Annotated in this window: 27 protein-coding genes and 2 pseudogenes; 19 read left to right on the top strand and 10 right to left on the bottom strand. The window is 68.4% G+C overall.

What is annotated here, in order from left to right; genetic code table 11:
- Nucleotides 1-27: 27 nt before the first annotated feature.
- Together ACIA58_RS26875 and ACIA58_RS26870 are read left to right on the top strand one after the other, a co-directional pair.
- Complete coding sequence (locus tag ACIA58_RS26875; protein ID WP_396406561.1) at nt 28-1,113, top strand: tellurite resistance/C4-dicarboxylate transporter family protein; 1,086 nt, start codon at nt 28-30, stop codon at nt 1,111-1,113.
- On the top strand, nt 1,103-1,681 hold the full coding sequence (locus ACIA58_RS26870) for a DinB family protein (protein WP_396406560.1): 579 nt from the start codon (nt 1,103-1,105) through the stop codon (nt 1,679-1,681). The genes ACIA58_RS26875 and ACIA58_RS26870 overlap by 11 nt, the downstream gene beginning before the upstream one ends.
- A 72-nt stretch (nt 1,682-1,753) precedes the next feature.
- Here ACIA58_RS26870 and ACIA58_RS26865 read toward each other — a convergent pair whose 3' ends face one another.
- Both ACIA58_RS26865 and ACIA58_RS26860 read right to left on the bottom strand, forming a co-directional pair.
- Nucleotides 1,754-2,092 carry a hypothetical protein gene (locus tag ACIA58_RS26865; RefSeq protein WP_396406559.1) on the bottom strand — a complete coding sequence of 113 codons (339 nt, stop codon included), beginning with the start codon at nt 2,090-2,092 and terminating at the stop codon, nt 1,754-1,756.
- Nucleotides 2,093-2,335: 243 nt separating this feature from the next.
- Nucleotides 2,336-3,133, bottom strand: a complete 798-nt coding sequence (locus tag ACIA58_RS26860; RefSeq protein ID WP_396406558.1) for a phytanoyl-CoA dioxygenase family protein — start codon at nt 3,131-3,133, stop codon at nt 2,336-2,338.
- 145 nt (nt 3,134-3,278) lie between these two features.
- Here ACIA58_RS26860 and ACIA58_RS26855 point away from each other — a divergent pair, with 145 nt between their 5' ends.
- Nucleotides 3,279-4,193, top strand: coding sequence for an AraC family transcriptional regulator (locus ACIA58_RS26855; RefSeq protein ID WP_396406557.1), 915 nt, complete (start codon nt 3,279-3,281; stop codon nt 4,191-4,193).
- Here the strand turns inward: ACIA58_RS26855 and ACIA58_RS26850 are convergent.
- On the bottom strand, nt 4,094-5,548 hold the full coding sequence (locus ACIA58_RS26850; protein ID WP_396406556.1) for an META domain-containing protein: 1,455 nt from the start codon (nt 5,546-5,548) through the stop codon (nt 4,094-4,096). The genes ACIA58_RS26855 and ACIA58_RS26850 overlap by 100 nt on opposite strands.
- Nucleotides 5,549-5,601: 53 nt before the next feature.
- Here ACIA58_RS26850 and ACIA58_RS26845 point away from each other — a divergent pair, with 53 nt between their 5' ends.
- A complete protein-coding gene (locus ACIA58_RS26845; RefSeq protein ID WP_396406555.1) occupies nt 5,602-6,255 on the top strand; it encodes a DUF2278 family protein in 654 nt (217 codons plus the stop codon).
- Here the strand turns inward: ACIA58_RS26845 and ACIA58_RS26840 are convergent.
- A complete protein-coding gene (locus ACIA58_RS26840; protein ID WP_396406554.1) occupies nt 6,244-6,513 on the bottom strand; it encodes a hypothetical protein in 270 nt (89 codons plus the stop codon). The two genes, ACIA58_RS26845 and ACIA58_RS26840, sit on opposite strands and share 12 nt — an antisense overlap.
- Nucleotides 6,514-6,665: 152 nt before the next feature.
- Between ACIA58_RS26840 and ACIA58_RS26835 the strand changes: the two genes are divergently transcribed.
- Together ACIA58_RS26835 and ACIA58_RS26830 are read left to right on the top strand one after the other, a co-directional pair.
- Nucleotides 6,666-7,076, top strand: coding sequence for a YciI family protein (locus ACIA58_RS26835; RefSeq protein WP_396406553.1), 411 nt, complete (start codon nt 6,666-6,668; stop codon nt 7,074-7,076).
- Nucleotides 7,076-8,296: an RNA polymerase sigma factor gene (locus ACIA58_RS26830; RefSeq protein WP_396406552.1), complete on the top strand. Its 1,221-nt coding sequence runs from the start codon at nt 7,076-7,078 to the stop codon at nt 8,294-8,296. The genes ACIA58_RS26835 and ACIA58_RS26830 overlap by 1 nt, the downstream gene beginning before the upstream one ends.
- Here the strand turns inward: ACIA58_RS26830 and ACIA58_RS26825 are convergent.
- From ACIA58_RS26825 to ACIA58_RS26815, 3 genes and pseudogenes are all read right to left on the bottom strand, one after another.
- Nucleotides 8,289-9,956 carry a dihydroxyacetone kinase family protein gene (locus ACIA58_RS26825; protein WP_396406551.1) on the bottom strand — a complete coding sequence of 556 codons (1,668 nt, stop codon included), beginning with the start codon at nt 9,954-9,956 and terminating at the stop codon, nt 8,289-8,291. The genes ACIA58_RS26830 and ACIA58_RS26825 overlap by 8 nt on opposite strands.
- Nucleotides 9,957-10,093: 137 nt before the next feature.
- Nucleotides 10,094-10,423, bottom strand: a pseudogene (locus ACIA58_RS26820) (IclR family transcriptional regulator C-terminal domain-containing protein); the annotation flags it as partial.
- Nucleotides 10,424-10,702: 279 nt separating this feature from the next.
- Nucleotides 10,703-10,849, bottom strand: a pseudogene (locus tag ACIA58_RS26815) (helix-turn-helix domain-containing protein); the annotation flags it as partial.
- Nucleotides 10,850-10,955: 106 nt separating this feature from the next.
- On the opposite strand from ACIA58_RS26815, the gene dhaL reads away from it, so the two are divergent.
- Nucleotides 10,956-11,633, top strand: a complete 678-nt coding sequence (gene dhaL / locus ACIA58_RS26810; RefSeq protein WP_396406550.1) for a dihydroxyacetone kinase subunit DhaL — start codon at nt 10,956-10,958, stop codon at nt 11,631-11,633.
- Between the two features lie 3 nt (nt 11,634-11,636).
- Here the strand turns inward: dhaL and ACIA58_RS26805 are convergent, their stop codons facing one another.
- A complete protein-coding gene (locus tag ACIA58_RS26805; protein ID WP_396406549.1) occupies nt 11,637-12,086 on the bottom strand; it encodes a winged helix-turn-helix transcriptional regulator in 450 nt (149 codons plus the stop codon).
- A gap of 102 nt (nt 12,087-12,188) precedes the next feature.
- Between ACIA58_RS26805 and ACIA58_RS26800 the strand changes: the two genes are divergently transcribed.
- Genes ACIA58_RS26800 through ACIA58_RS26785 form a run of 4 tightly spaced genes read left to right on the top strand, consistent with a single transcriptional unit; the run spans nt 12,189 to nt 16,024 of the window.
- Entirely contained in the window at nt 12,189-13,088 is a 900-nt protein-coding gene (locus tag ACIA58_RS26800) for a nitrilase family protein (RefSeq protein ID WP_396406548.1), read from the top strand.
- 5 nt (nt 13,089-13,093) lie between these two features.
- Nucleotides 13,094-14,269 (top strand): hypothetical protein, encoded by a 1,176-nt coding sequence (locus tag ACIA58_RS26795; protein WP_396406547.1) that lies wholly within the window; start codon nt 13,094-13,096, stop codon nt 14,267-14,269.
- On the top strand, nt 14,266-15,600 hold the full coding sequence (locus ACIA58_RS26790) for an amidase (protein WP_396406546.1): 1,335 nt from the start codon (nt 14,266-14,268) through the stop codon (nt 15,598-15,600). Before ACIA58_RS26795 ends, ACIA58_RS26790 begins: the two co-directional genes overlap by 4 nt.
- Nucleotides 15,601-15,613: 13 nt before the next feature.
- Entirely contained in the window at nt 15,614-16,024 is a 411-nt protein-coding gene (locus tag ACIA58_RS26785; RefSeq protein ID WP_396406545.1) for a hypothetical protein, read from the top strand.
- Here the strand turns inward: ACIA58_RS26785 and ACIA58_RS26780 are convergent.
- Nucleotides 16,014-16,160: a hypothetical protein gene (locus tag ACIA58_RS26780; protein ID WP_396406544.1), complete on the bottom strand. Its 147-nt coding sequence runs from the start codon at nt 16,158-16,160 to the stop codon at nt 16,014-16,016. The two genes, ACIA58_RS26785 and ACIA58_RS26780, sit on opposite strands and share 11 nt — an antisense overlap.
- An 84-nt stretch (nt 16,161-16,244) precedes the next feature.
- Between ACIA58_RS26780 and ACIA58_RS26775 the strand changes: the two genes are divergently transcribed.
- The 4 genes from ACIA58_RS26775 (at nt 16,245) to araA (ending at nt 21,223) form a co-directional block, all read left to right on the top strand.
- Nucleotides 16,245-17,279, top strand: a complete 1,035-nt coding sequence (locus ACIA58_RS26775) for a LacI family DNA-binding transcriptional regulator (RefSeq protein ID WP_396406543.1) — start codon at nt 16,245-16,247, stop codon at nt 17,277-17,279.
- Between the two features lie 74 nt (nt 17,280-17,353).
- Nucleotides 17,354-19,015 carry a ribulokinase gene (gene araB / locus ACIA58_RS26770; protein ID WP_396406542.1) on the top strand — a complete coding sequence of 554 codons (1,662 nt, stop codon included), beginning with the start codon at nt 17,354-17,356 and terminating at the stop codon, nt 19,013-19,015.
- Nucleotides 19,012-19,689, top strand: coding sequence for an L-ribulose-5-phosphate 4-epimerase (locus ACIA58_RS26765; protein ID WP_396406541.1), 678 nt, complete (start codon nt 19,012-19,014; stop codon nt 19,687-19,689). Before araB ends, ACIA58_RS26765 begins: the two co-directional genes overlap by 4 nt.
- A 22-nt stretch (nt 19,690-19,711) precedes the next feature.
- Nucleotides 19,712-21,223: an L-arabinose isomerase gene (gene araA, locus ACIA58_RS26760; RefSeq protein ID WP_396406540.1), complete on the top strand. Its 1,512-nt coding sequence runs from the start codon at nt 19,712-19,714 to the stop codon at nt 21,221-21,223.
- A 36-nt stretch (nt 21,224-21,259) separates the two neighbouring features.
- Here araA and ACIA58_RS26755 read toward each other — a convergent pair whose 3' ends face one another.
- Nucleotides 21,260-22,018 carry an IclR family transcriptional regulator gene (locus ACIA58_RS26755; RefSeq protein ID WP_396406539.1) on the bottom strand — a complete coding sequence of 253 codons (759 nt, stop codon included), beginning with the start codon at nt 22,016-22,018 and terminating at the stop codon, nt 21,260-21,262.
- 224 nt (nt 22,019-22,242) lie between these two features.
- On the opposite strand from ACIA58_RS26755, the gene ACIA58_RS26750 reads away from it, so the two are divergent.
- Genes ACIA58_RS26750 through ACIA58_RS26735 form a run of 4 tightly spaced genes read left to right on the top strand, consistent with a single transcriptional unit; the run spans nt 22,243 to nt 25,920 of the window.
- A complete protein-coding gene (locus ACIA58_RS26750) occupies nt 22,243-23,646 on the top strand; it encodes an ABC transporter substrate-binding protein (RefSeq protein WP_396406538.1) in 1,404 nt (467 codons plus the stop codon).
- Complete coding sequence (locus ACIA58_RS26745; RefSeq protein ID WP_396406537.1) at nt 23,643-24,539, top strand: carbohydrate ABC transporter permease; 897 nt, start codon at nt 23,643-23,645, stop codon at nt 24,537-24,539. The genes ACIA58_RS26750 and ACIA58_RS26745 overlap by 4 nt, the downstream gene beginning before the upstream one ends.
- Nucleotides 24,536-25,450, top strand: a complete 915-nt coding sequence (locus ACIA58_RS26740; RefSeq protein ID WP_396406536.1) for a carbohydrate ABC transporter permease — start codon at nt 24,536-24,538, stop codon at nt 25,448-25,450. Before ACIA58_RS26745 ends, ACIA58_RS26740 begins: the two co-directional genes overlap by 4 nt.
- Nucleotides 25,451-25,473: 23 nt before the next feature.
- Nucleotides 25,474-25,920 (top strand): Rieske (2Fe-2S) protein, encoded by a 447-nt coding sequence (locus ACIA58_RS26735; protein ID WP_396406535.1) that lies wholly within the window; start codon nt 25,474-25,476, stop codon nt 25,918-25,920.
- Nucleotides 25,921-25,940 lie beyond the last annotated feature (20 nt).

The following is a 25,940-nucleotide window of genomic DNA, read 5'->3' as shown; positions in this document are numbered from 1 at the left end:
CGGCGACCACCGACGGTTTGTGCTGGTATGAATCCCGTGACCAACGGATTCGCTGCACGTGCCGGCCGGGCGGTCGAGCGGTTCACGCCCGGGTACTTCGCGCTGGTGATGGCCTCGGGCATCATCTCGGTCGGGATGCGGCTCGAGGGCGTCGACCTTCTGTCCCGGGCGTTGCTGGTCGTGTGCGGCGCGGCGTTCGCCGTACTCGTCGTGCTGAGTGCGTGGCGGTTCGCCGCCTATCGATCCGCGATGGTCGAGGACTTTACGGATCCGCGCCGGGCGTTCGGCCTGTTCACGTTCGTCGCGGGCGCCAACGTTCTGGGCGTCAGGCTGGGGCTCGCCGGGATGTACGTCGCCACGGCGGTCCTGCTCGCCGTCGCCGGTCTGACGTGGTTGGCGTTGGGGTACGTCGTGCCGTGGACCGCCGTACTGGGACGGCAGGAGCGACCGGTGGTGGCGACTGCCAACGGCACCTGGTTCGTCTGGGTGGTGGCGAGTCAGTCGGTCGCGGTCGCGGCAGCCACCGTCGAGCCGGTGTTCGACTCGGTCCGCCGGGAGCTCGCGGTACTCGCGGTCATGTCGTGGTCGGTCGGGGTGTTCCTGTACGGCGCTACCGGGCTGCTCGTCTCGCTCCGGCTGATGCTGTACGCGTTCGGCCCGGATGAACTGACCCCGCCGTACTGGGTCTCGATGGGCGCGTTGGCGATCACCGTCCTGGCGGGTGCGCGGATCGTCGAGATGGCCGATACGCCGATGGTCGCGGCGACCCGCGGGCTGATCGCGGGACTCGCGGTGGTGTTCTGGGCGTTCGCAACCTGGCTGATCCCCGTGCTGATCGCAGCAGGCTGGTGGCGCCACGTCCGGCGCCAGGTCCCGCTGCGGTACGACGCGACGTCGTGGAGCATCGTCTTCCCGCTGGGCATGTACGCGGTCGCCGGCATCTACCTCGGCCGCGCCGACCACCTCCCGGTCGTCGAGTCGATCGGCCGCATCGAACTCTGGGCCGCCTTCCCGGCCTGGCTCCTGGTCTTCGCGGCAATGACCTGGCACCTCATCCGCACAGTCGCCCTACCCACCCCCACCAACCAACTACCGTCCACCCATGCCCATTGACTGGAACGAAGAGGTCATCGACCAGATCAACACGCACTGGCAGGAGCGCCTCCGCCCTCGGCTGGAGGGTTTGACCGACGACGAGTACTTCTGGCAGCCGGTCCCGAACTGCTGGACAATAAGCCGCCGCGGCGAAGGCTCCGCACCGATCTCCTTCGGGGCAGGCGCCTTCACCATGGACTACGCCGAACCGCCCCACGATCCAGAACCCGTCACGACGATCGCCTGGCGGCTGGCGCACGTCACCGTGAACCTCGCGTCCACCAACGGCAAACGGTTCGGGCGCCCGGCCACCAACGAGTCGACCTTCTTGTTCGCGGGCACTGCCCGGGAGGCACTTGAGCAACTCGACGACCAGTACGACCACTGGATCACCGGCGTGCGAGGTCTAGGTACGGCGGGCCTCATCGAGCCGCAGGGCGAACCGCCTGCCTTCGCGCACGCGCCCATGGCCAGGAAATGCCTGTACGCGAACGTCGAGCTGATCCACCACGGCGCCGAGATCTGCCTGCTCCGCGACCTCTACCTGCACCGAGGGCCAGTCGACGTGGCAGACGACGGGAGCTAGGGGCCGTCGACGTGGGACTGGGGACGGGGCGAGGCTGTGGGGACGTTCCGAGGGCGTGGGTGGGCGTCGGGGTTACATGCGGCGGGAGTGTTTCTTGGAGCGGTGTAGTTGCCAGGTGGGGAGGAGGAGCAGTTCGTCCTGGTTGGACTGGTCGTCGGCGTGGCTGTGCAGGTAGCGGCGCATTCCGTCGGAGTTGACCCGGACGCGGGGACCTCGGGTGCCGTCGGAGCGGCGGACGAAGGCGCGGCCGGCGCCCTGGTCGAGCCAGCGGACGAAGTCGGCGAGCGACGACTCCTCGGGGTCCAGGCTGCCTGGATCCCAGCGCACGGCGACGATGTGTTCCAGGCCGGGCGCTCCGTCCAGCCCGATCGCGGTCACGTACAGCGTGGTGTAGCTCGCCAAGCTGGCCATCGAACGGTTCCTTCAGCGTGCAGGGTCGGAGAAGGCAGGGTTCCTCCGCTTCGGAGGCTAGTCGTCGCTGCTGGCGTTGTGAAGTGAGTCTCAACGGATGTCGGAATCCGTCACTTTGAGTAGGTCCAGGCCTACCCAGATGGAGAGGGTGTCGATCGGGGCCGAGCGAGTACAAGCCCAACTTCATAACGGCTGAGGCGACACGGACGGTGACGAATCGACCACTGGCGGACGAGGAAGTCGTCACCAGATCCGGGGATTGAGCGGGGTGTCTGGGACCAGGCCGGGTTCGGTGCCGGCGAGCCAGTGGGCGAGGTCTGCGCGCTGGTTGTCGTTGGTCGGCGTTGTGACCGTGATGTCGGCGTCGATGTAGATGATGGTCATCACCCGCCGCGGAATCGCTGTTGTGTTGGGGCCGGCACGGTGGAAGGTCCAGCCGGTGTGGAAGCTGACGTCCCCGAGCGCGTAGGGCTCGGCGGACACGCCGAAGCCCTGCTCGCTCAACGCCTGCTGCAGAGCGATCTCCGACTCGTCGCTGATCGGCAGCTCGCGGCCGAACTCGAACGCCTGGCTCCCGACCGCGAATTCCAGCGGCCCCATCCCGGCCGGCGTCTCCTGCAGCGGAATCCAGACCGTGCAGGTCCGATCGCTGCTGAACGGCCAGTAGTACTGATCGGCATGCCACGGCGTGATGCCGCCGTCGGCCTCCTTGTAGAGGGCTTGGTCGTGGTACAGCCGCACACCTTTCACCCCCATCAGCTCGGCCGCGATCCTCCCGAGTCGCTGGGACAGGACGAACTGGCGTACCAGCTCGCTGTGCTGCCACAGGTTCGTCACCTGGAGGAACGCCTTGCCGTACGTCGACCGCTCGGCCAGCGGCAGGTGCATGGTGTTCAGCTCGATGACCTTGGACGTGATCTCCGGTTCGAAGAAGTCGATGGTCGGCGCATCGAGTACGCCGGGCAGCCGGACGAAGCCGTCCCGCTCGAAGCGCTCGGGCGCGTCGTCGGCGAGCTGGTACGGCGAGTCGATGTCGAACACGGTGCCTCCCGGATGCGATCGGACCTCCAGCCTGGCTCGTCGTACCGCGTCTGATCGACGCCTGAGCTGACCAGTTCCGGTACTGCGTTGTCCGGTCTGCTGGTGCTGGTCGCGGAATCGGGGCGACTGGGTACGCTTCTCAGGTATGCGAGCCGTGTTCGAGCACGTAGCCGAGCCGGACGAGATCTCCTGGCACCACCACGTGCGGCACGGGGCGGCGTTCGACTTCCACTGGCATTTCCATCCGCAGGTCGAGCTCACGCTGATCACCAAAGGCAGCGGCACCCGGATCGTCGGCGACAGCATCGAGAACTACTGGCCGGGTGATCTGACCCTGATCGGCGCCGACGTTCCCCACACGTACGCGTCCGGCGCGGACAGTGCGGAGCACGAGGCCGTCGTCGTGCAGTTCCGGCCCGACTTCCTCGGCGCGGAGTTCTGGGACCGGCCCGAGTTCGTGACGATCGGCGGACTGCTGGCTGCCGCCGCGGGCGGTCTCAACCTTGCCGCAGACGATGGGATCGAAGCAGCGATGCGTGAGCTCGCGGTCGGCGGGCCCGCCGAGCGGACCCTGCGTCTTCTCGGTCTCCTGAGCCGACTCGCCGACCACGCTCCGCGCATCCTGTCCACCGCGACCGTCCACCGGCCGGTCGGTGCGCCGGCCCGCGAGCGCGCCGACGCCGTCCATACCTACCTGTCCGCGAACTACACGACCCCGATCCGGCTCGGCGACGTCGCCGCGGTGGCACACCTGACACCGACGGCGTTCAGCAGGTTCTTCCGTCGTACCTTCGGACGGACCTTGACCGATTACGTGAACGAACTCCGAGTCGCGGCGGCCTGCCGGCTCCTGGGCGACACCGACCTCGCCATTGCGGACATCGCAGCACGCGTCGGCTACGAGAACCTGGCGAACTTCAACCGCCGCTTCCGCGAACTCAAAGGCACCAACCCGCGCGACTATCGCCGAACCCTCAACGGCGACCAGGGCAACGGCTCTGAACCCGCTTTCAGATCGAGGCCGATGCCGGACGGGGCCAGCAGGGTCAGCTCGTTGTAGTCGACGGTGTAGTCGACGGCGGATCCGAGCGTGGCCAGCATCGCGGCCTGCACCGCGGCGGTTTCGTCTGTGCAGGCCTGGTCGGTGACGGTGACGTCGCTGAAGCTCAGCTCTGTGTTGTTGCGGGTGACGGTGGCGGCGAGTTCGTTGCAACCGGTCCAGCCGGTCAGCCGCTCGCCGTCGATGGTGATCCAGGCGTGCTCGGCGAGAGAGCGATGGTGGCGGAGGTCGGCGTTGGTGATGGTGGTGACGACCTCCCACCTGATCCCTTCGAGCGGGAGGTCGGGTTCGGCGATCTTGCGGTCCAGCAGGGTGATCGTCGAACCGCCTGAGGTGAGGGTGAGCTCGTCACCGTCCAGCCGCCAGCTGGGTTTGCTCATCAAGAACGTCTTCAACCACTCCTCCTGGTCCCGGAGCGGCGGTTCGCAGCCGACCAGGGTGCCGCCGATTCCTTCGATCGACAGCCTCCCGCCGGCCAGCAGTTCGCCGGCCGCGGTGGCTGTGCCCAGGCTGTTGCAACCGACATGTGCTCTGATGACGTCCCAGACCCGCGGTCCGTCCGCATTCTTGTTCGGCACCCGTGCGAACCCCAGCCGGATCCGTGTCCTCGGCAACAGTTGCCTGGTCGCCGCGGTAGACAGATAGGTCTTGCCCAGCGGCGAACTGGCCGACCCGTCCAGCCGGGCGACGGACGATCTGAACTCGCGCAGTCGCTCGAGAATCACCTCGGCCCCGCCAGCCGCCTGGTCCTGGATACCTGACCTGTGCAGGGACATCCGCCCGTCCGGCTCGACCCGGATCATCGTGCTGGCTCCGTAGGTGGCGGCCGGTTCGCGGAGGTGGTCGGCGTCGATGACCATGGTGCCGCCCGGAAACTGCCTACGGGCTTCGGCGGCGGAGGCGGCCGGCGCTTCGCCGGTCCGGTTGGCGCTACTTCCGTAGAGGAAGGGAAAGCTCGTCCACAGATAGGCCAGTTGCCCCCAGCATCCGTCGAAGAACACCACCCAGCCGTCCTGGATCGCCGGCGCCAGCCACTCGGGCCTCGTGGGATCCGGCCGGATCGGCGCCAGAACGGTGATTCGCTCGGCGAGGGCGAAGTCGATCGCGGCGCGGGTGTCGGTCCCGACGTCGAGGTACCGGAACAGCTGATCGTGCGCGGTCTCGCCGTGGATCGAGATTCCGACCGGCTGGTCGACGGGGCGGCCTTTCAGACGATTGATCGCGCGGGCATCGCGAGCCACCACGCCGTACGTCATCGGACTGGGGTTGGTCACGACAACAGCCCCACCAGCACGCATCGCCTCAACCGCGTGAAGCTCCGCACGGTTCAACTCCGGCAGATCCATCTCCGACATTCCCCAAGTATCCGACGTACCATCGCAGCAAGGGGAGCAGATCGGGGGAAACGATGCCGCTCGCGAGCTACGGGGTCCTGGCCGGACGGCTGATCCGCTTCGCGCGGGAGGATCCGAACGACTTCGGTTCGTGGTACCACGGCAAGATGTACATCGCCGCTCCGGCGGGTGAGTACGAGTGCGCCGTCGACGTGTCGACGCCCAGCGGCGTACCCGTTCAGTATCGCGAGGTGCAGGACCTCGACCAGCAGTTGTTCGCGACGACCGCGGCACTTCCCGACGGCTGGCACCTGCTCGCCGGCACGCCGACCTCCGGCGCGCTGGACTACCTCCGCTCTCCGCTGCTGCGCGGACGGGGATGTATGACGCTCGTCGCCAACCCGCTGGGCGCAATGATCAACGCCGTACTGCGTTCGCCGCGGTTCGGCTGGGTCGAGAGCACCGCGGACAACGCGCTCAACCTCCTCGAACAACGCCTGACCGGCTCGCGGCGCGTCTACGTGTACGGGGCTCCGTACGACCACGGACTCGGCGTGCACGACATCCACTACAACCAGGGCGACCCACCCGGCGAGTTCCAGCACCTCGACGGCATCTGGCAGGACGGCGGGACGATCATCGAACAACCCAACGGCTCCCTGACCGCCTTCCTGACCAAGTTCAAACCCCAGTCGCTGACAACTGACGACAACGGCCTACCGCTCTGACGGAACCATCGAGGCGGCGTAGTTGTCGACGGTCATGGAGTTGTAGACGCGGGCGCTCTTGGTGGTGAGACGCAGCAGGGCGCGGCTCGGTCCTGCGGGGAGGGCGGAGACCAGGCGGGCGCCTTGGGCGAGGCCTGCCATGCCGAGGCGGGACTTGGGGATCAGCGTCTTCACCGCGCTCAGGGCGACGGCGCGGCCGCCGCGGATGTGGTCGGCCATCGCGCCCGCAACACTCGCACCAGAAATGAGAACGCGCATGATCTGCCTCCTAGGTCACCTCTGGATCGGAGCCGGTTTCCCACCCTCGACACCTGGCGCCGAAGAATGTGAGTGGTGGTGTCGATCTGTGGGACGCTCGTTCGACCTGGGGGCGAGGGCCGGGAGGCGGTCCTGTGGACGAGGAGAGTGCGATGGCGAAGTACATGCTGATCATGCGGGGGACCGACGAGTCGAACGCGGCTGTGATGGCCGGGTTCGAGGAGTTGGCGGCTACGACGTACAGCTACATCGAGGAGCTGATGAAGGCCGGCGTGTTCGTCGCGGCCGAAGGGCTGGACGATGCGGCGGAGAGCGTCGTCGTCGACTTCAGCGGTGACGCGCCGGTGGTGACGGACGGGCCCTACGGCGAGACCAAGGAACTGTTCGGCGGCTACTTCATGCTCGACGTCGCCTCGAAGCAGGAAGCGGTCGAGTGGGCCCGGCGGGTGCCGTCGGTGCCCGGGGCCAAGATCGAGGTACGGCGGGTGGCCGGGGAGGACGAGCGGCCGCCGGGCCACGAGGGATCCGTCGAGGAGCGCGCCGCGAGCACCGGCCGGGTCTGATGGACACGGCCGGCGTCGAGGCCGTCTGGCGGATCGAGTCGGCCCGGATCGTCGCCGCGCTGACCCGGTTCACCGGCGACTTCGCGCTGGCCGAGGATGCCGCCCAGGAAGCGGTCGCCGAGGCACTGGTGTCATGGCCGGTCACCCCTCCGGACAATCCGGTCGGCTGGCTGATGGCCACGGCCCGGCGGCGGGCGATCGACGCGATCCGCCGGCGCTCGGCGCTGCGGGACCGGTATGCCTTGCTGGCGACCGACCCGGTGGTCGAGGACGAGATCGACCCCGACCGGATCGACGACGACATCCTGGCGCTGATGTTCGTCAGCTGCCACCCGGTGCTCTCGCCCGAGGCCCGGGTGGCGTTGACCCTGCGCGTGGTCGGCGGCCTGACCACCGAACAGATCGCCCGCGCGTTCCTGATCTCCGTGCCGACCGTGCAGGCCCGCATCACCCGCGCGAAGAAGACGATCGCGGCGGCCGGCGTGCCGTTCGAGCTGCCGCCGGCCAACGAGCGAAGGGAACGGCTGGGCGGCGTGCTCAGCGTCATCTACGTGATCTTCACCGAGGGGTCGACGGCCACGTCAGGGGACAGGCTGCTGCGTCCCGATGTCGCGTACGAGGCGATCCGGCTGGCCCGCACCCTCGCCGCGTTGCAGCCGGACGAGCCCGAGGTGCACGGTCTGCTCGCGTTGTGCGAGCTGACCGCCGCGCGCTTCCCGGCCCGGACCGGCGCGGACGATTCGCCGATCCTGCTGACGGAGCAGGATCGGCGCCGGTGGGACTTCTCGGCGATCCACCGCGGGCTGGCCGCGTTGCCCAAGGCATCGATTCGCGGACTCGGACCTTACGGCCTGCAGGCGGCGATCGCGGCCACACACGCGACGGCGCCGTCGGTGGGGGCGACCGACTGGGACCGGATCGTGGTGCTGTACGAGGCGCTCGGCCGGGTCGCGCCGTCGCCGGTGGTCGAGCTCAACCGGGCCGTCGCCGTGGCCATGGCATCGGGCCCGGCGCAAGCCCTGGCCATCGTGGACGAGCTGATCGCCTCCGACCGGCTCCCCGGTTCGCACCTGGTTCCGACCGTCCGCGGTGAGCTCCTCGCCCGCCTCGGCCGGGGAACGGAAGCGCGCGCCGAGCTGGAGCTGGCCGCCCGGCTCTGCGCCAACGAGCGCGAACGTTCCGTACTCCTGCGCAAGGCAGCAGAGGTGGAGGTCAGCTGACCGGCGTCGCCTCGAGCGTGGAGGTGATGGCGGTGAGCCAGATGACGACGGCTTCGGCGCCGGGGTCCACCGTGCCGAGGACGCGGTCGCCCAAGTAGCTCGATCGGCCGCGGCGGGCTTGGATGCGGGCCGTCGCATCCGTGCCGGTCCGCGCTGCGGCGACGGCATCGGTCAGTGCACCGGTACGCAGCGCGGCAGCGGCCGGGAGCAGCGCGTCGACCATGGTCCGGTCGCCGATCCGCGCGCCGCCCAGCTCGATGACCGCATCGTTGCCTTGGGCAAAGGCTTCTGGCCACGGGTGGCCGGCCGAGAGCGCGGCCGCCGTACGCAGGAGAAGCGCTGCATAGAGCGGACCCGAGGTACCACCGACCGAACGGCGTACCGTGGCCGCGATACCGCGCAGGGTCGACGCGGCGTCAGTCCCGTCGTACGTGTCCTTGTCATTCAGTACGGCGTGCGCGCCCCGCGCGAGGCTGATCCCGAGATCGCCGTCGCCGACCTGCTGGTCCAGATCGGTGAGCAGCTGCTCGGAATCGATCAAGGCCTGGCAGACGGCGGCGACAGCACGCCACAACGACTCGTCGACCGGTGCACTGGGACGTTGCCGGTCTTCAGGTACGGCGGTCGCTGCGATCGGCTGGTCCGCGACCCGGCCGTGGTGCGGCGCCGGCCAGGCCATCGTGGTCGTCGGGGCGTCGAGCAGGGCGAGGGCCTTGTCGCCGACGCGCGCCAGCGACAACGAGCAACCGGCCATCTCCAGCGCGGTCAGGAAGGTACTGGCCCAGAGGCGTTCGAGGTGGATCCCGCGGTCGGCGAGATGCTGCACAGCCCGTCGGGCGACGATGCCGAGCTCCATCGCCGGCGTCCCGCCGAGGTTGTTGACCAGCATGACCACGCGGTCGCCTTCGCTGAGCTCGCGGTCGGCGATCAACCGGTCGAGCAGCCGGTCGACGACCTCGTCGGCGGACGGCATCGTGCCGCGCTCGACGCCGGGTTCGCCGTGGATGCCCAGGCCCCACTCGATCTCGGCCGGTCCCAGGTCGAGCCCGGCCTTACCCGCGGCCGGCACGGTGCAACCGGTCAGTGCGACGCCGATGGTGGCAACCGACGCGGCCGCGGCCCGCGCCAGCCGCGTCACCTCCTCGAGTGGCTGTCCGGACTCGGCTGCCGCGCCCGCGATCTTGTGGACGAGAACTGTGCCCGCGAGGCCGCGCCGGCCGGCCGTGTCGTCGCCGTCCACCAGTGCGGCGTCGTCCGCGACCACGATCAGCTCGACCGGGATTCCCTCGCTCCGGGCGATCTCCGCGGCGAGGCCGAAGTTCAGCCGGTCACCGGTGTAGTTCTTCACGATCAGCAGCACGCCCGCGGGGCTGCCGACCGTGCGGATCGCCACGAGCACCGCGTCGGCGGACGGCGAGCTGAAGACGTCGCCCGACACCGCGGCGGTCAGCATGCCGTGGCCGACGTACCCGGCGTGTGCCGGCTCGTGGCCCGCGCCACCGCCCGAGATGATCGCCACCTGTCCCTTCGCGGCCAGCTCGGCGTGGTCGGTCCTGACCACCACGCCGTCACCCAGTACGACGATCCCGGGGTTGGCGAGCGCGAACCCGTGCAGCATCTCCGGGACGACGTCCGCCGGATCGTTGATGAGCTTCTTCACGCGCAACCTCCAGATCGAATCTGATTCGACAATGTCGAATGAGATTCACACGATAGGGCGGCGCGACCCGGCTGTAAAGCGTTGCCAGGAGGGATCAGGCCGGAGGGATCAGGCCGGAGGGATCAGGCCGGGAAGGATCAGGCCGGGACCGGCCAGCGCGGAGCGCCGAGTTCCCGGGAGATGTTGCGGGCGGTCTCGCGCACCGCGGTGACGGTCGGCTCGGACGGCGGCCAGTCCGACGCGGGCAGGACGATGCCGATGGCGCCGACGGCGATCCCGGCGGCGTCGAAGATCGGTGCGGCGACGCCGGCCTCGCCGAGCACGGCCTCTTCCCGCTCGGTGGCGATCGCCTCGCGGGCGATCTCCTTCAGCTCCGGGCGCAGTACCGCGGGGTCGATGGTGGTCTCCGACGTCATGCTGCGCAGCTTGCCGGCCGCGAACAGTTCGTCGGCCTGGTCGGGATGGAAGGCGAGCAACGCCTTGCCCAGCGCGCTCACGTGGGCCGGGATCACGATGCCGACCTCGGGCATCTGCCGGCTGCCGTCCGGCCTCGGTTCGTGGTGGATGATGACCACCTCGTCGAAGGTCAGCACCCCGGTCCGTACGGCGTACCCGCTGCGGCGCGCGAGCTCCTCGGACCAGGTCGCGGCCCGGGAGCGCAGTTCCAGTGTGTCGAGGTAGACGTTGCCGAGTTTGAGGACGGCCGGGCCGAGTTGGTAGCGGTTCGAGTCGCGGTCCTGGACGACCATGCCGTGCGCCTGCAGCGTCTTGAGGATGCCGTGGACGGTGGAGGGCGGCAGGCTGAGGCGGGCCGCGACGTCGCTGAGGCTCAGCCGTCGGGCGCCCTGCAGTACTCCGAGTATCCGAAGCGCCCGGTCGACGGACTGGATCATCGGCCACCCCTCAGTTGCGAACAGATCTTTACAGCAGTGAACCACACGCGTATGTTCCGAGATAGATTCGACAATGCCGAACGCTGTTCCGAAGAGGAGGCTTCCGATGGGCGAGAGCTCCGGGCTGCGCCCGGCCGCGAGCCTCGGCGCGCCCGATCGGATCACGGCCGGGTTCCTGACCGGGTGGATCCGTGAGTTCAGCGAGCTGATGCAGACCCATCGCGACCGGCTGAACGCGCTCGACGCCGCGATCGGGGACGCCGACCACGGCACCAACCTCGCCCGCGGCTTCGCTGTCGTCGCCGCCGGCCTCGACCAAGCCCCGGATGGCCCAGGTAACCTGCTCGCCCAGGTCGGCCGGACGGTGGTCGGCTCGGTCGGCGGCGCCGCCGGGCCGCTGTTCGGCACGTTCTTCCTCCGCCTCGGCGATGCCATCGGCAACGATCCCGAGCTGGACTGCCGCGACTTCACCGCCGGTCTCCGGGCCGGCCTCGGGGGTATCGTCGCGCGCGGCAGCGCGGAGCCCGGCGACAAGACTCTGTACGACGCTCTCGCCCCCGGGATCGAAGCGTTCGCGGCGGCCGCGGCCGGACTCTACGACCTCCCCGAGGTCTTCACGGCTGGTCGTCTGGGTGCCGAGCGTGGCCGGGACGCCACGATCGACATGCTCGCCCGCAAGGGCCGTGCGAGCTACCTCGGCGAACGTAGCGTCGGCCACCAGGACCCCGGCGCCACCTCGGCCGCCTTGCTGTTCACCGCGGGCTGCCGCCGACTGTCGGCGTAGGAGTCAGCTCGCCACTTTGCGGACGTAGGCCTCGGACGAGTCGAGGACGTGGCCGGCGTCGTCGGTGACCGTGAGTTTGCCGACCGGCTTGTCGTGCTTGGTGTCGAGCAGGACCGAGTGCGGTTCGGCGGCTTCGAAGAGGTAGTCCTCGCCCCACTGCCGCAGGCTCACCAGGATGACGAACAGGTCGCGGCCCTTCTTGGTCAGGGAGTACTCGTGGTACGCGCTGCCGTCCGCGGCCGGCAGGACCTCGAGGATGCCGTGCGCAACGAGCTCGCGCAGTCGGGACGACAGGATGTTCTTCGCCAGGCCGAGGTTCCGCTGGAACTCGCCGAAGCGGCTGATGCCGTCGAAGGCGTCCCGGACGATGAGCAACGACCAGCGGTCGCCGACCACGTCGACCGCGCGGGCCACCGGACACTCGGCTCCCTCGTGGGTCACGCGCTGTGGCATTCGGACTCCTTCGTCAACAAGTGGTTGCAAGTATAAACCACCTCCTCTACGCTCCCCTCAAGCGGTTTCAAGTTGAAACCAGGTTGCCGAGGAGGCCAGGTCATGACGTCACAGGCGGATTCGAGGGTGAGCCCGGTACGGGTTGCGGTCGTGCAGTTCGAGCCACGGGTGGGGGTCGAGAACCTGAAGGCCAACGCGCTGGCGGTGGAGCAGCGGATCACGGCCGCGGCCGACGCGGGAGCAGGCCTGATCGTGCTCCCGGAGTTGGCGACGACCGGGTACGTGTTCGAGAGCCGGGAGGAGGCCTACGCCCACGCCGAATCCGTTCCGGACGGGCCCACGGTGGAGTCGTTCGCGCGGATCGCCGCCGCCCGGGACGTGTACATCGTCGGCTGTGTGGCGGAGCGGGTCGGCGTGACGCTCTACGACACCGCCGTACTCGTGGGGCCGGACGGATACATCGGCCGCTACCGCAAGACGCATCTGTGGAACACCGAGAAGCTCTGGTTCACCCCTGGCAACGAGGGGTTCCAGGTGTTCGACACGAAGATCGGCCGGATCGGCCTGCTCGTGTGCTGGGACATCTGGTTCCCGGAGACGGCCCGGATCGTGGCGCAGATGGGCGCGGACATCATCTGCATCCCCACCGGCTGGGTCTGGACGCCGCCGCCTCTGTACGACGCGAGTGGTGTCTGCATGGCGGCGTACCTGACCATGACGGCGGCCCACGCCAACAACGTGTTCATCGCCACCGCGGACCGGACCGGGCAGGAGCGCGGCGCCGGGTTCATGGGCAACTCGCTGATCGCCGGGACCAACGGCTGGCCGATCGACCGGATCGCGGGCCCGGACGAGGACACGATCATCTACGCCGACATCGACCTCACTGCCGCCCGGACGGCCCCGATCTGGAACCAGCTCAACGACCTGCACCGGGATCGGCGTACCGACCTCTACGACCAGATGCTCGGCTACACCGACCGCGCCCCGCTACCGAGGTGACGGCCATGACAACAATCCGCCGTACGACCGGTGTGGCCGGCCCGCGCCGGATCGGCGCCGCGTTCTGGGCCGGGTCGGTCGGGGTCGCGCTCGTTGCGCTCGCCGCCTGGACGTTCGTGCGGCTCACTCAGAGCGCGCGACCGTGGGACGGGGACTATGCCGATCCCGGACGACTCTTGTCCTGGCTGGTCGGATCGATCAGCGAACCGCAGTTCTACGCGGTCGCGCCGGCCGGGGCGTTGTTGCTGGTCGGCGGCCTGGTCGGCCATGTCGCGAACCGGCGTTCGTGGCGATGGCAGGGATTCATCCAGGCCTGCGGCTCGGGTCTGTGGCCGTGGGCCGCGGGTAGCGCGCTCGTCAGCCTGGTGCTGGGCAACATCGCCTGGGGATGGACGCTGACGCCCGGCGGTTGGCAGCCCTTGTTCGTCCCGCTGGTCTCCGTGGCGCCCGCGATCGTCGTTCTGTACGGGCCTGGTTGGCGTGTCGGCCTGACGGCGGCTGCGCTGGGAGCGGTGCTGACTCCACCGGTGTCGATCCTCGCGGTGCACTTCATCTGCGCACCCTTGGACCTGCCGCCGGTGGTCGGCGCCACCACGGGCATGTGGGCCGGTGCGATCGTGGCGTTCTTGCTCTGTAAGCGGCTTCGCTGGATGCCGGTTGCGAGCGCTTGGCGCGGGCCACGCGAGGAGCCGAGTGACCGCGGACAATCGCTGCTCTGGGTGCCCAGACGTGCATTGGCCGACTTCTCCGAGGCGCAGTTCTTCGGTAACGAATGGGCCAGTGCGGCGCTGATCCTGGGCGCGGTCGTCGCTCACGTGGTCAGTCCGTCGAGTACGTCGTACGGATCCGGCCTGTTCACTGCAGTGCTGGCGAGCCAAGTCCTGTCCGCGTTTGCCGGTGTGATCATCTGGCGGAAGAGGTGGCAGTCGGACGGGTTCTACCCGACCTTCGTGCCGGTCGTCTCCGTGGCACCCGCGACCGTCCTGGCCTTCGGCGGGACCTTGCAGTCCATCGTGGTCGGCGCACTGGCCGGCGCGCTGATCGCTCCACCACTGGCGGCGGCGCTCTCGGCACGGTTGCCGAAGACCTTCCATCCGTTCATCGGCAACGTCGCGTCGATGAGCATCTGTACGGCGCTGATCGTCCCGCCGCTGCGTCTCCTGCCGGGATTCGCGTCATGATGGCCGTCGAACTCGCGCGCGCACTGCGCAGCGGCGCGACGTCCGCGATCGAGACGACCGAGGCGGCGCTGCGCCGTACGCACGAGCTGAATCCGGTCCTCAACGCGTTCGCGCTGATCGACGCCGAAGGCGCTCGGGCCGCCGCCCGGCTGGCCGACGAGAAACTTGCCGCAGGCATCGATCTCGGCCCGCTGCACGGTGTGCCGGTGGCCGTGAAGGATCTCGTCGACATGGCCGGCCTGCCCACCAGTTGCGGATCGGCCGTGTCCTCCGGCGCCGCGGCGACCGAGGATGCCGAGGTCGTACGGCGGTTGCGCGCCGCCGGAGCCGTCATCATCGGCAAGACGACCTTGCACGAGTTCGCGTACGGCGCGACCGGCGACCGCTCGGTCCACGGCGCCTCTCGCAACCCGCACGACCCCAGCCGGATGTCTGGTGGCAGCAGCGGCGGCAGCGCGGTTGCCGTTGCCGCCGGCATGGTGTTCGTTGCGCTGGGCACCGATACGGCGGGATCGGTCCGGGTACCGGCCGCGCTGTGTGGTGTCGTCGGGCTCAAACCGGCCTACGACGACATCTCGAGCGTCGGTGTGTATCCGCTGGCGCCCAGCCTGGATCACGTCGGTGTCTTCGCGACGACCACCGAAGACGCGCTGATCGGCTACCAGGCCGTCAGCGATCGCCGGGTGGACATCCGGTCCGGCGACCTGTCGGTCGGATGGATCCCGCCGGGGTCGATCGCCGTGACGGATCCACGGGTCGAGCAGGTGACGCAAAGGCTCGTCGAGAGCGCAGCGTTCAGCGTCGACGTCGTCCGAGGATTCCCGAAGTGGGAGCGGCGTCAGGGGCTGTTCGAGATCTTCTCGACGCTTCAAGGCAGGGAAGCGTTCCGGGTGCACGAGAACCATCTCGACCACAACGACACCGACGCCGACCTGATCGATCCGGAGGTCCGCGAGCGGTTGTACGCCGGCCGCTCGATCACTGATCAGCGGTACGCCGAGGCAGGGCAGGCCCGCGAGGAACTGCGCGTGATGGTCGACGAGTTGCTGGCGGCGTACGACGTACTGGCTCTGCCGAGTGTCCCGTTCGTGGCGCCGACCATAGGGGAGCGCCGCGTCTCGGTCGGCGGCGCCCAGCTGGAAGTACGGTCCGCGCTGCTCTCGCTGACCAGCCCGTGGAACATGACCGGCTCGCCGGCAATCAGTGTGCCTGCGGGCGAGATCGACGGACTGCCGGTCGGAGTACAACTCGTCGCCGCCGCGGGTAACGAGGGCCGTCTGTTCGCAGCGGCCCGAGACATCGAACTCGCCCTGGCCAAGAGCCGGGCCTGAAGGAAGGAACGTCATGCCCTCGATCCAGGTCGACCTCCCACTGACCGTCGACGAAGCCACCAAACGCACGTTCGCCGGGCGCGTCGGGCACATCTACGCGGAGATCATGCAGATCGGGATGGACCTGCTCACCGTCTCCGTCCACGACCTCGGCGCCGGCGGAGTGTGGCGGTGCCACGAATCCGGCCCGCCCACCCCGTCCGGTCTGATCATGTGCGACATCCGCAAAGGCCGCACGCTCGAAACCCGGGCTGTGCTGGCCCAGTCCCTCATCGACGTGTGCGTTGAGATGTTCGACCTCGACGCCGTGTGGATGAAGGTCGAATTCACCCAGCACGACGGCGACGAGATGTACCACCCGCATCTGCGGGGTTTCAACACCGACTGGCGGCCCGACGAGAAAAGGCGCTCGATCAGTCACTGACCGCTGGTTCGGCAGGGATCCAGACGCGCATCGTGGAGGGCCCCCGCTCAGCCCAGTCGCGGTACGGGATGAGCGGGACCTCCAGGCTTCGGGCCGGCCGCCCAGCGGGTGTTCGAGGCCCTGGACGGCGACGCACTCGGCACCGGCCTACACAGCCAGGCTCCACGCCTGGTGATCCGCGGATCCACGGTTCCCCGAAGCTGATCCCTACTATTTCCCCATGGCGAGACCAGGTATCGGAGCGAACGGGGACCAGGGGCGAGCTCCGAGCATGACCGACGTGGCCGCTGCCGCGGGCGTGTCACACCAGACCGTGTCACGCGTGCTGAACGGCTCGGAGCTGGTCCGGGCCGACACCCGTGCTCGCGTGCTGGCGGCGATCGCCGAGCTCGGCTACCGGCGGAACAACGCGGCCCGCCTCCTGGTGACGAACAGGTCGCACCGGATCGGGATGATCTCGGCGCACCTGGTCCTGCACGGGCCGAGCATGATCGCCGTCGCGGTCCAGGACGCCGGCCACAAGGCGGGGTACGACGTCTCACTGGTCGCCGTCCAGGACTTCTCGCCGGAGTCGTTGCGGGCCGCCGTCGATCGCCTGCTCGACGAGGCCGTCGAAGCGATCGTCGTGGCCGTCGCCCATCGCGAGGCGCTCGAGCAGGCGATCTCGGTCGAGGTGCCCGTCCCGATGGTCGTCGTCCAGGGCGTCAGCGAAGGTCAACGCATGGCCGTGGGCATCGACCAGGAGGTGGGCGCGCGGCTGGCGGTGGAACACCTGCTCGACCTCGGCCATCGTCATGTCGCCCATATCGCCGGACCGCTGGAGTGGGTCGAGGCCCGCCAGCGGCGCGCGGGCTGGCAACACGCGCACGAGCAGCGGCATGTGCTGCCGGGACCCGAGCTCTTCGGGGACTGGTCGCCGAGGAGCGGGTACGAGGCCGGCCTGCGGATCGCCGAGGACCCGGACGTGACGGCGGTCTTCGCGGGCAACGACGCCATGGCGATCGGACTCGTGTACGCGCTGCACGAGAAAGGCCGCGACATACCCGGCGAGATCAGCGTGGTCGGATTCGACAACGTGCCGGAGGCGTCGTACCTCTGGCCGGCGCTGACGACCGTCGACCAGGAGTTCTCCGTGCTCGGGCGGCGTGCGGTCGAGCTGACCCTGCGTGCGCTGGCTGGAGAGGTCGAGCCGTCGACCCACCTGATCCCCCCGGCTCTGGTCATCCGCGACTCCACCGCCGGCCCGCGGGTTTAGCGCTAACAATCTCCGTCCCCAGCCGCGCCGTCGGCCTTGACAGTCCGAAATGTTAACGCTCACAATTTGATCTCATGAGCACTGAGCAGTACGTCGTCGGAGTCGACTACGGGACGCTGTCCGGCCGTGCGGTGGTCGTTCGCGTCTCCGATGGGGCCGAGCTCGGCACGGCTGTGCACGAGTACGCGCATGCGGTGGTCGACGACCGGCTGCCGACGACTGGTGACCGACTGCCGCCGGAGTGGGCGCTGCAGGTCCCCGGCGACTACCGCGAGGTGCTGAAGACCGCCGTACCCGCGGCCGTCGCGGAAGCGGGGATCGACCCGACGCAAGTGATCGGCATCGCCACCGACTTCACCGCCTGCACGATGGTGCCGTGCCTGACCGACGGCACGCCGCTGAACGAGGTGGAAGGCCTGGCGGACCGGCCGCACGCTTACGTCAAGCTCTGGAAGCACCACGCCGCACAGCCTCAGGCCGATCGCATCAACGAGCTCGCGCGTGAGCGCGGCGAGAGCTGGCTGCCGCGGTACGGCGGGCTGATCTCGTCCGAGTGGGAGTTCGCGAAGGCGTTGCAGCTGTTCGAGGAGGACCGTCCGCTCTACGACCGGATGGAGCGCTGGGTCGAGGCAGCCGACTGGATCGTCTGGCAGTTGTGCGGAAGTTACGTCCGCAACGCGTGCACCGCCGGCTACAAGGGCATCCTGCAGGACGGCCACTACCCGTCGGCGGACTTCCTCGAAGGCCTCGCGCCAGGCTTCGGGCCATTCGTTGCCAACAAGCTCGAGCACCCGATCGGTCAGCTCGGCGCTGCCGCCGGCACCCTGACTGCTGAGGCCTCGGAGTGGACCGGCCTGCCCGCAGGCATCGCGGTCGCGGTCGGGAACGTCGACGCACACGTGACCGCACCCGCGGCCCAGGCCGTCGAGGCCGGCCAGATGGTGGCCATCATGGGTACGTCGACCTGCCACGTGATGAGCGCCGATGCGCTTCGCGAGGTGCCTGGCATGTGCGGTGTGGTCGACGGCGGCATCATCGCTGGCAGCTGGGGCTACGAGGCCGGTCAGAGCGGCGTCGGCGACATCTTCGGCTGGTTCGTCGACAACGCCGTACCGCCGTCCTATTACGAAGCCGCGGCCGCCGCAGGAGAGTCGCTGCACGAGCACCTGACGAGGCTCGCCGCCGACCAGGCCGTTGGCGAGCACGGACTTGTCGCGCTCGACTGGCACAGCGGCAACCGGTCGGTGCTCGTCGATCACGAGCTCTCCGGCCTGATCGTCGGGCAGACGCTGGCGACCCGGCCCGAGGACTCCTACCGAGCGTTGCTTGAGGCAACGGCCTTCGGTACGCGGGTCATCACCGAGACGTTCGGCGACAGCGGCGTACCGGTGAAGGAGCTGATCATCGCCGGTGGCCTGGCCAAGAACGCCCTGCTGATGCAGATCTACGCCGACGTCACCCGGCTGCCGCTCTCGATCATCGACTCCGACCAAGGGCCGGCGCTCGGCTCGGCGATCCACGCCGCGGTCGCGGCCGGCGCCTATCCCGATGTCCCGACCGCGGCCAAGAGCATGGGCAAGGTCAGACGCGGCGTGCACCTGCCCGACGAGGAGCGCGCCAAAGCCTACGACCAGCTGTTCGATCTGTACCTCGAGCTGCACGAGTTCTTCGGGCGGCACAGCCGGCTGATGCGCAAGCTCAAGTCGATCCGGCGTACGGCGTTGGAGGCCCGATGAGCGCGACCGCGGAAGTCGCCGACACCCTGATCCGCTTGCGGACCGAGGTAGCTCAGCTCCACGCACATCTGCCGGCGTACGGGCTGGTGGTCTGGACGGCGGGCAACGTCTCCGCCCGGGTGCCCGGTCACGACCTGATGGTGATCAAGCCGAGCGGGGTCGCCTACGACGAGCTGACGCCCGGCAACATGGTCGTCTGCGATCTCGAAGGTCGCGTCGTCGAGGGTGAGCACGCGCCGTCCTCGGACACCGAGGCGCAGGCCTACGTCTACCGCGAGATGCCGCACGTCGGCGGCGTGGTCCACACCCACTCGCCGTACGCCGTCGCGTGGGCCGCACGGGGTGAGTCGATCCCGTGCGTCACGACGATGTGTGCCGACGAGTTCGGTGGCGCGATCCCGGTCGGTCCGTTCGCGATCATCGGGGACGACTCGATCGGCCGCGGCATCGTCGAGACGCTCCGCGACTCGCGCTCGCCCGCGGTGCTGATGCAGAACCACGGCGTCTTCACGATCGGGCCGACCGCCAAGGCAGCGGTCAAGGCGGCGGTCATGTGCGAGGACGTCGCCCGCACGGTGCACCTGGCCCGCCAGCTCGGTGAGCCGATCCCGATCGAGCAGAAGTACGTCGACAGCCTCTTCGATCGCTACCAGAACGTCTACGGACAACGATGACTGCCGGAAGGACCACATGTCTGTGAACAGCACCGAGACGGCCCGAGAGGTCTGGTTCCTCACCGGCAGCCAGGGCCTGTACGGTCCCGGCACTCTCGAGCAGGTCGCCGAGCAGTCCCAGGCCGTCGCCAAGCAGCTCGCCGGCGCGAACCTGCCGGTGGAGATCGTCTGGAAGCCCGTACTGCTCGACGCCGGCGCGATCCACCGGCAGATGCTGGCGGCGAACAGTGCGCCGGAATGTGTCGGCGTGATCGCCTGGATGCACACCTTCTCGCCCGCGAAGATGTGGATCGCCGGCCTCGACGCGCTCCGCAAGCCGCTGCTGCACCTGCACACGCAGGCCAACGTGGCGTTGCCATGGGCCTCGATCGACATGGACTTCATGAACCTGAACCAGGCCGCCCACGGCGACCGGGAGTTCGGCTACATCCAGTCCAGGCTGCACGTGCCGCGCAAGACCGTCGCCGGGCATGTCGAGTCGCCCACCGTCCAGGCGCGGGTCGGGCACTGGGCCCGTGCCGCGCTCGGCGTCGCGGAGCTCCGCTCCCTCAAGCTCGCCCGGTTCGGTGACAACATGCGCGACGTCGCCGTCACCGAGGGGGACAAGGTCGAGGCGCAGTTGCGGTTCGGCGTATCGGTCAACACCTACAGCATCAACGAGCTGGTCGCAGCGGTCGACGCAGTGGCCGACGGCGAGATCGACCCCCTCGTGCAGGAGTACGCCGACACCTGCTCCGTCGCGGCCGAGCTGCTGCCCGGCGGCGCCCGCCACGAATCCCTGCGGTACGGCGCCCGGATCGAACTCGGCCTCCGGTCGTTCCTGACCGACGGCGGGTTCGGTGCGTTCACCTCCAACTTCGAGGATCTGGGCGGCCTCCGTCAGCTGCCTGGCCTGGCCGTGCAGCGCTTGATGGCCGACGGCTACGGGTTCGGTGGCGAGGGCGACTGGAAGACGTCGGTGCTGCTGCGCGCGAGCAAGGCGATGGCCGGCGGACTGCCCGGCGGCACGTCCTTCATGGAGGACTACACGTACCACCTGGTGCCCGGGGAGGAGAAGATCCTCGGCGCCCACATGCTCGAGGTGTGTCCGTCGCTCACGACGGCCCGCCCGTCGCTGGAGATCCATCCGCTGTCCATCGGCGGCCGCGAGGATCCCGTCCGGCTGCGCTTCACCGCCGATCCCGGCGCCGGTGTCGTGGTGGGGATCGCCGATCTGGGCGACCGCTTCCGGCTCACGGCGAACGTCGTACACGTTGTCGAGCCGGACGAGGCGCTCCCGCAGCTGCCGGTCGCGTGTGCCGTGTGGAAGCCGGAGCCCTCGTTGGCTACTTCTGCCGAGTCCTGGCTGGTGGCCGGCGGGCCTCACCACACCGTCCTGACGACTGCCCTCGACCGTGAGGTGTACGAGGACTTCGCCGACATGCTGTCCGTCGAGCTGGCGGTCATCGACGCCTCGACCACTGTGCGCGAGTTCCAGCGCGAACTGCAGTGGAACGACATGTACCACCGACTCAGCCGGGCCGGCGCTCGCTGACACCCAGGAGGTGGTGCCTTTTGGACGGCCCAGCCGTCAGCCCATTACACCGAGCAGTTCCGCGGAGATCGCCTCTGCCTCGCTGAGCAGCAGGGGTACTGCCTTCTTGCCGAGTTCCGGCGTCATCCGGAAGGCCGGACCGGAGACCGAGATCGCCATCGAGATCGGAACGTTGGGGATCCCAACGGCATAGCAGACGACGCCCACCTCCTGTTCGCCGTTGTCGGTCGCATACCCGGTGCGGCGGACCTTGTTCAGTTCCTTGCGGAGCCGGTCCAGGTCGGTGATGCTGCGCTCGGTCGCGGCCGGCATGCCTGCCCTGCCGACGATGCGGGCCATCTGGTCGTCGGGCAGACCGGCCAGGATCGCCTTCCCGACCCCGGTCAGGTGGGTGTGCGCCCGGTGGCCGACCTCGGTGAACATCCGCATCGCATGCCGGGAAGGCGATTGGGCGATGTAGACGACCATGTGACCTTCCAGTACGGCGAGATTCGCCGACTCGCCGATCTCCCGGGCGAGGGTGTCCAGGTGCGGCGCCACGAGCGGGCCGAGCTGCGAGTCGACCCGGTCGGCCAGCCTGGTCAACTTGAGCCCGAGTCCGTAGTGGCGGTTCGGCAGTTGGCGCACATAGCCCAGCGAGACCAGCGTTTTCAGGAACCTGTGCGTGGTCGGCGCCGGTACGTCGATCGCGGCCGAGAGCTCGGTCAGGGTCGATTCGCCGTGGTCGGCCAGCAGTTCGAGCAGCTGGAAGGCCCGTTCGACGGATTGGACACTCCCGGACGTCTTGTTCTCCACCGCGCCAGCATAAGTGCGCGCCCCGGGCTGGCCAGGTCCGGTCACGAGCTTCCACATATCGAAAGTCAACTTCCAGATAGTGTTGACAGCCTTGCCGCGGTAAGCGAAAACTGATGCAACACCCAAAGACCGATAGCCCGCAGCTCTCTGCCGCCCCGTAGTACATCGGTGTAGAGAGCTCCTGCCGCCCCGCCGGTCGAACCCGCTCGCCGAGGGAGACACTCATGACTTCCGGCCCCTTGTTCAGCCGCCGCCGATTGCTCCGATCCGGTCTCGGCCTGGCCGCCGCCGGCGTCGCCGGGTCACTGACCGCGTGCGGCGGCTCGTCCTCGTCCGGTGCGCCGGCCGGCTGGACCGAAGTGACGTTCAGTTCGGTGGGCGATCCCACCACCCAGAAGATGTTCAAGGACATGATCGCGGCTGCTCAGAAGGAGAGCCTGGACGAGCACAAGATCAAGATCGTCTGGAAACCCGCGCCGGGCGACGACTGGGCCAGCGTCATGCTGCAGTTCGCCTCCGGTACGGCGGCCGACCTGCAGCGCATCGACGACGACCGGGTGTACGACCTGGCCACCACCGGCAAGATCCTGCAGCTGGACAAGATGATGCAGGACAGCACGAACGGCTTCGACCTGACGAAGTACAGCCCGACGTTCACCACCAAGGTCGCGGTCGAGGGGTACCAGTTCTCGATCACGCCCGGCATGAGCGCGAACGCCCTGTACTACAACAAGAAGCTGTTCGCCGACGCCGGCCTGACGGCGCCGACGTCGTGGGCCGACGCGTGGAGCTGGGACGAGTTCGACGCGGCGGTGAAGAAGCTGACCAAGAAGAACGGCAGCCGCACCGACACCTACGGCCTGCAATACGCGGTCAACACGATCCAGGCGACGGCGTACGGCGCCGGCGACACCGCGCTCTACAACAACCAGACCGAGTGCGGTTACGGCAAGCCGGAGACGCGGGACGCGATCGACAAGCAGATCTCCTACATCCGCGAGGGTTACGCCCCGACCATCGACGTCGAGTACCTGCCGCTGTTCAACGGGGGGAAGCTCGCGATGACGTGGCAGGCCATGGACATCAGCGCGCAGATCAGCAAGAACGTCGACTGGGACGTGATGCCCTGGCCCAAGACGCCGCTGTTCGCGATGACCAAGAACTACGCGCGCACCTGGGTCATCCCGAAGACCGCGAAGGACCCGCAGGCCGCGTTCCTGGCGATGAAGGCCCTGTGCGGCAAGGCGGCCTCGGAGGTGATGGCCAAGGCGCAGTTCGCCGTACCGGCGCTGACCGAGGTGGCCAAGAGCGCGGCGTTCACCGACCACCCGCGACCGAAGACCGCGAACGTCTGGGCCGAGGCGCTCGGCAACGTCGACGGCAAGCCGGTCGACGTGCCGTTCCCGCGCGGGCCGATCGGGACGGCGCTGGCCGACTCGTTCGTCGAAGGCACCAACGCCAACAACCTGGTCAGCGGCAAGCTCGCCACCGCCGACTACCTCAAGCGCGGACGGGATGCCGTCAACGCCGAGATCAAGAAGCGCGGCTGGAACGGGGACAAGGGCAAGGAGTTGCTCGAGAAGGGAGGATCCCTCTCCGATCCCGACCTGAAGGTTGCGGCCAAGTGACGGCGGAACAATCGGTCACAGCGAGGCGGCGCAACCTGCGCGGCTGGATGTTCATCGGTCCGGTCGTGCTCGGGACGCTGCTGTTCAACGTCATCCCGGTCCTGCCGACGCTGGTGACCAGCTTCACCGACTGGGACGGCCTGGCGGCGCCGAAGTTCACCGGCGTCTCGAACTACAAGGAGATGTTCTCCGGGCAGGATCCGCTGTTCGGCAAGAGCCTGATCAACACGGCGATCTACACGGTCGGATACGTCCCGGTCGGGATCGTCATCGGGATCGGTCTGGCCCTGCTGGTCAACAACCGGCTCCGGGGGATGGCTGTCATCCGCGCGCTGATCTTCCTGCCGTACGTGACGTCGCTGGTCGCGGTCGGCGTCATCAGCCGGTGGGTGTTCAGCGATCAGTACGGCGTGATCAACGCAGTCCTGGCGTCGTTCGGCATCACCGGACCCCACTGGCTGGGTGAACCCGGATCCGCGATGGCCGCGGTGATCGTGACGGCGATCTGGGCGAACATGGGCTTCAACATGGTCATCGTCCTGGCCGGTCTGCAAGGCGTCCCGGAGACGCTGATCGAAGCGGCCACCCTCGACGGGGCCGGCCGGTTCTCCCGGTTCTTCCACGTGACGCTGCCGTTCCTCACGCCGACGATCTTCATGCTGCTGATCCTGCAGACGATCGGTTCGTTCCAGGTCTTCGCGCTCATCCTGGTGATGACGGGCGGCGGGCCGGGCGACGGCACGTACGTCTACATCTACCACCTGTGGTACGAGGCGTTCTCGCTGCGACGGATGGGGTACGCCTCGGCGCTGGCGATCGTGCTCTTCGCGGTACTGCTCGCCGTCACGTGGATCCAGAACCGCCTGTCGAAGAGGTGGGTGTTCTATCAATGACGATCGAAGACACGCGCGAGAAGCTCGCGACGCCGCGATCGCCGGCGCCCGTGGACGACAGCGGCGGGGTACGTCGACGGCGGGTCGGCCGGATCGCCGGCCCGACGGCGACGTACGTCGGTTGCGTGCTCGTGGCGTTGATCGCGATCGCGCCGTTCCTGTGGATGTTGTCCAGCTCGTTCAAGGAGCCGGGCGACGTGATCAGCCTGACCCCGCACCTGCTCCCGAACCCGTGGACGTTCGAGAACTATGCGTACCTGGTCAACAACGGCGTCCTGCCCTTCATCCGGTTCCTCGGCAACAGCGCCTACATCACGGTGCTGGTGATCATCGGCCGGCTGATGGTCTGCGCGCTGGGCGCCTACGGTTTCGCGCGGCTGCAGTTCCGCGGCCGGGACGCCGCCTTCGGGCTGCTGCTCGCGTCGCTGATGATCCCGGACATGCTGATGGTGCTGCCGCTGTACTCCGCCTACGTCAAGGCCGGCCTGATCAACACCCACTTCCCGTTGATCGTCCCGCCGATCGTCGCCAACACCTTCGGCACCTTCCTGTTGCGGCAGTTCTTCATGACGATCCCGAAGGAGTACGACGAGGCCGCACTCGTCGACGGGGCGAGCCATTTCCGGATCTTCGTCAGCATCATCCTGCCGCTGTCGAAACCGGCGCTGGCGACGTTGGCGGTGCTGACCTTCGTCAACGTCTGGAACGACTTCTTCGGCCCACTGGTCTACCTCAGCGATGTCAACAAGTTCACCGTCCCGGTCGGGCTGGCGTTCTTCCAGACGCAGGACAGCACGCAGTACGGCCCGCTGATGGCCGGCGCGACGCTGGCCATCATTCCGACCGTCCTGGTCTTCGTGTTCGCGCAGAAGTACTTCACCCGCGGGATCTCGATGACCGGAATCAAATGATGCCTTCTGGACAAGGAGACAATGTGACCAAGTACGTCGTGGCGACGGTCGACGAGATTCCCCCCGGCCGGCGGAAGGTGGTCGAGATCGCCAACCGGTCGATCGGCGTCTTCAACGTCAAGGGCAACTACTACGCGATCCGCAACCAGTGCCCGCACGGCGGCGGCCCGATGTGCGAGGGCGTGACGTCGGGCCTGGTCCGCTCGGACAAGCCCGGCAACTACGACTACATCATGCGCGGCGAGATCATCCGCTGTCCCTGGCACGGCTGGGAGTTCGAGATCGCCACCGGGCAGTCCTGGTTCGACCCCGCGAAGACGAAGGTGAAGGCGTACCAGACCGGGGTGGAGTCCGGCGAGTCGCTGGCCAAGAACCCCGAGCTGTCCGCGGCCGGGTTCCAGCCGGGGCCGTACGCCGGTGAGACGTACGAGGTCGAGGTCGACCGCGACTATGTCATTGTCAATATCTGACGCCCCCGGGGGCGCGCGCG

Source organism: Kribbella sp. NPDC051586 (assembly GCF_044453965.1).
GTDB lineage: Bacteria > Actinomycetota > Actinomycetes > Propionibacteriales > Kribbellaceae > Kribbella.
Note: the sequence above shows the minus strand (reverse complement) of the source record. Positions and strands in the feature narration are given on the sequence as shown.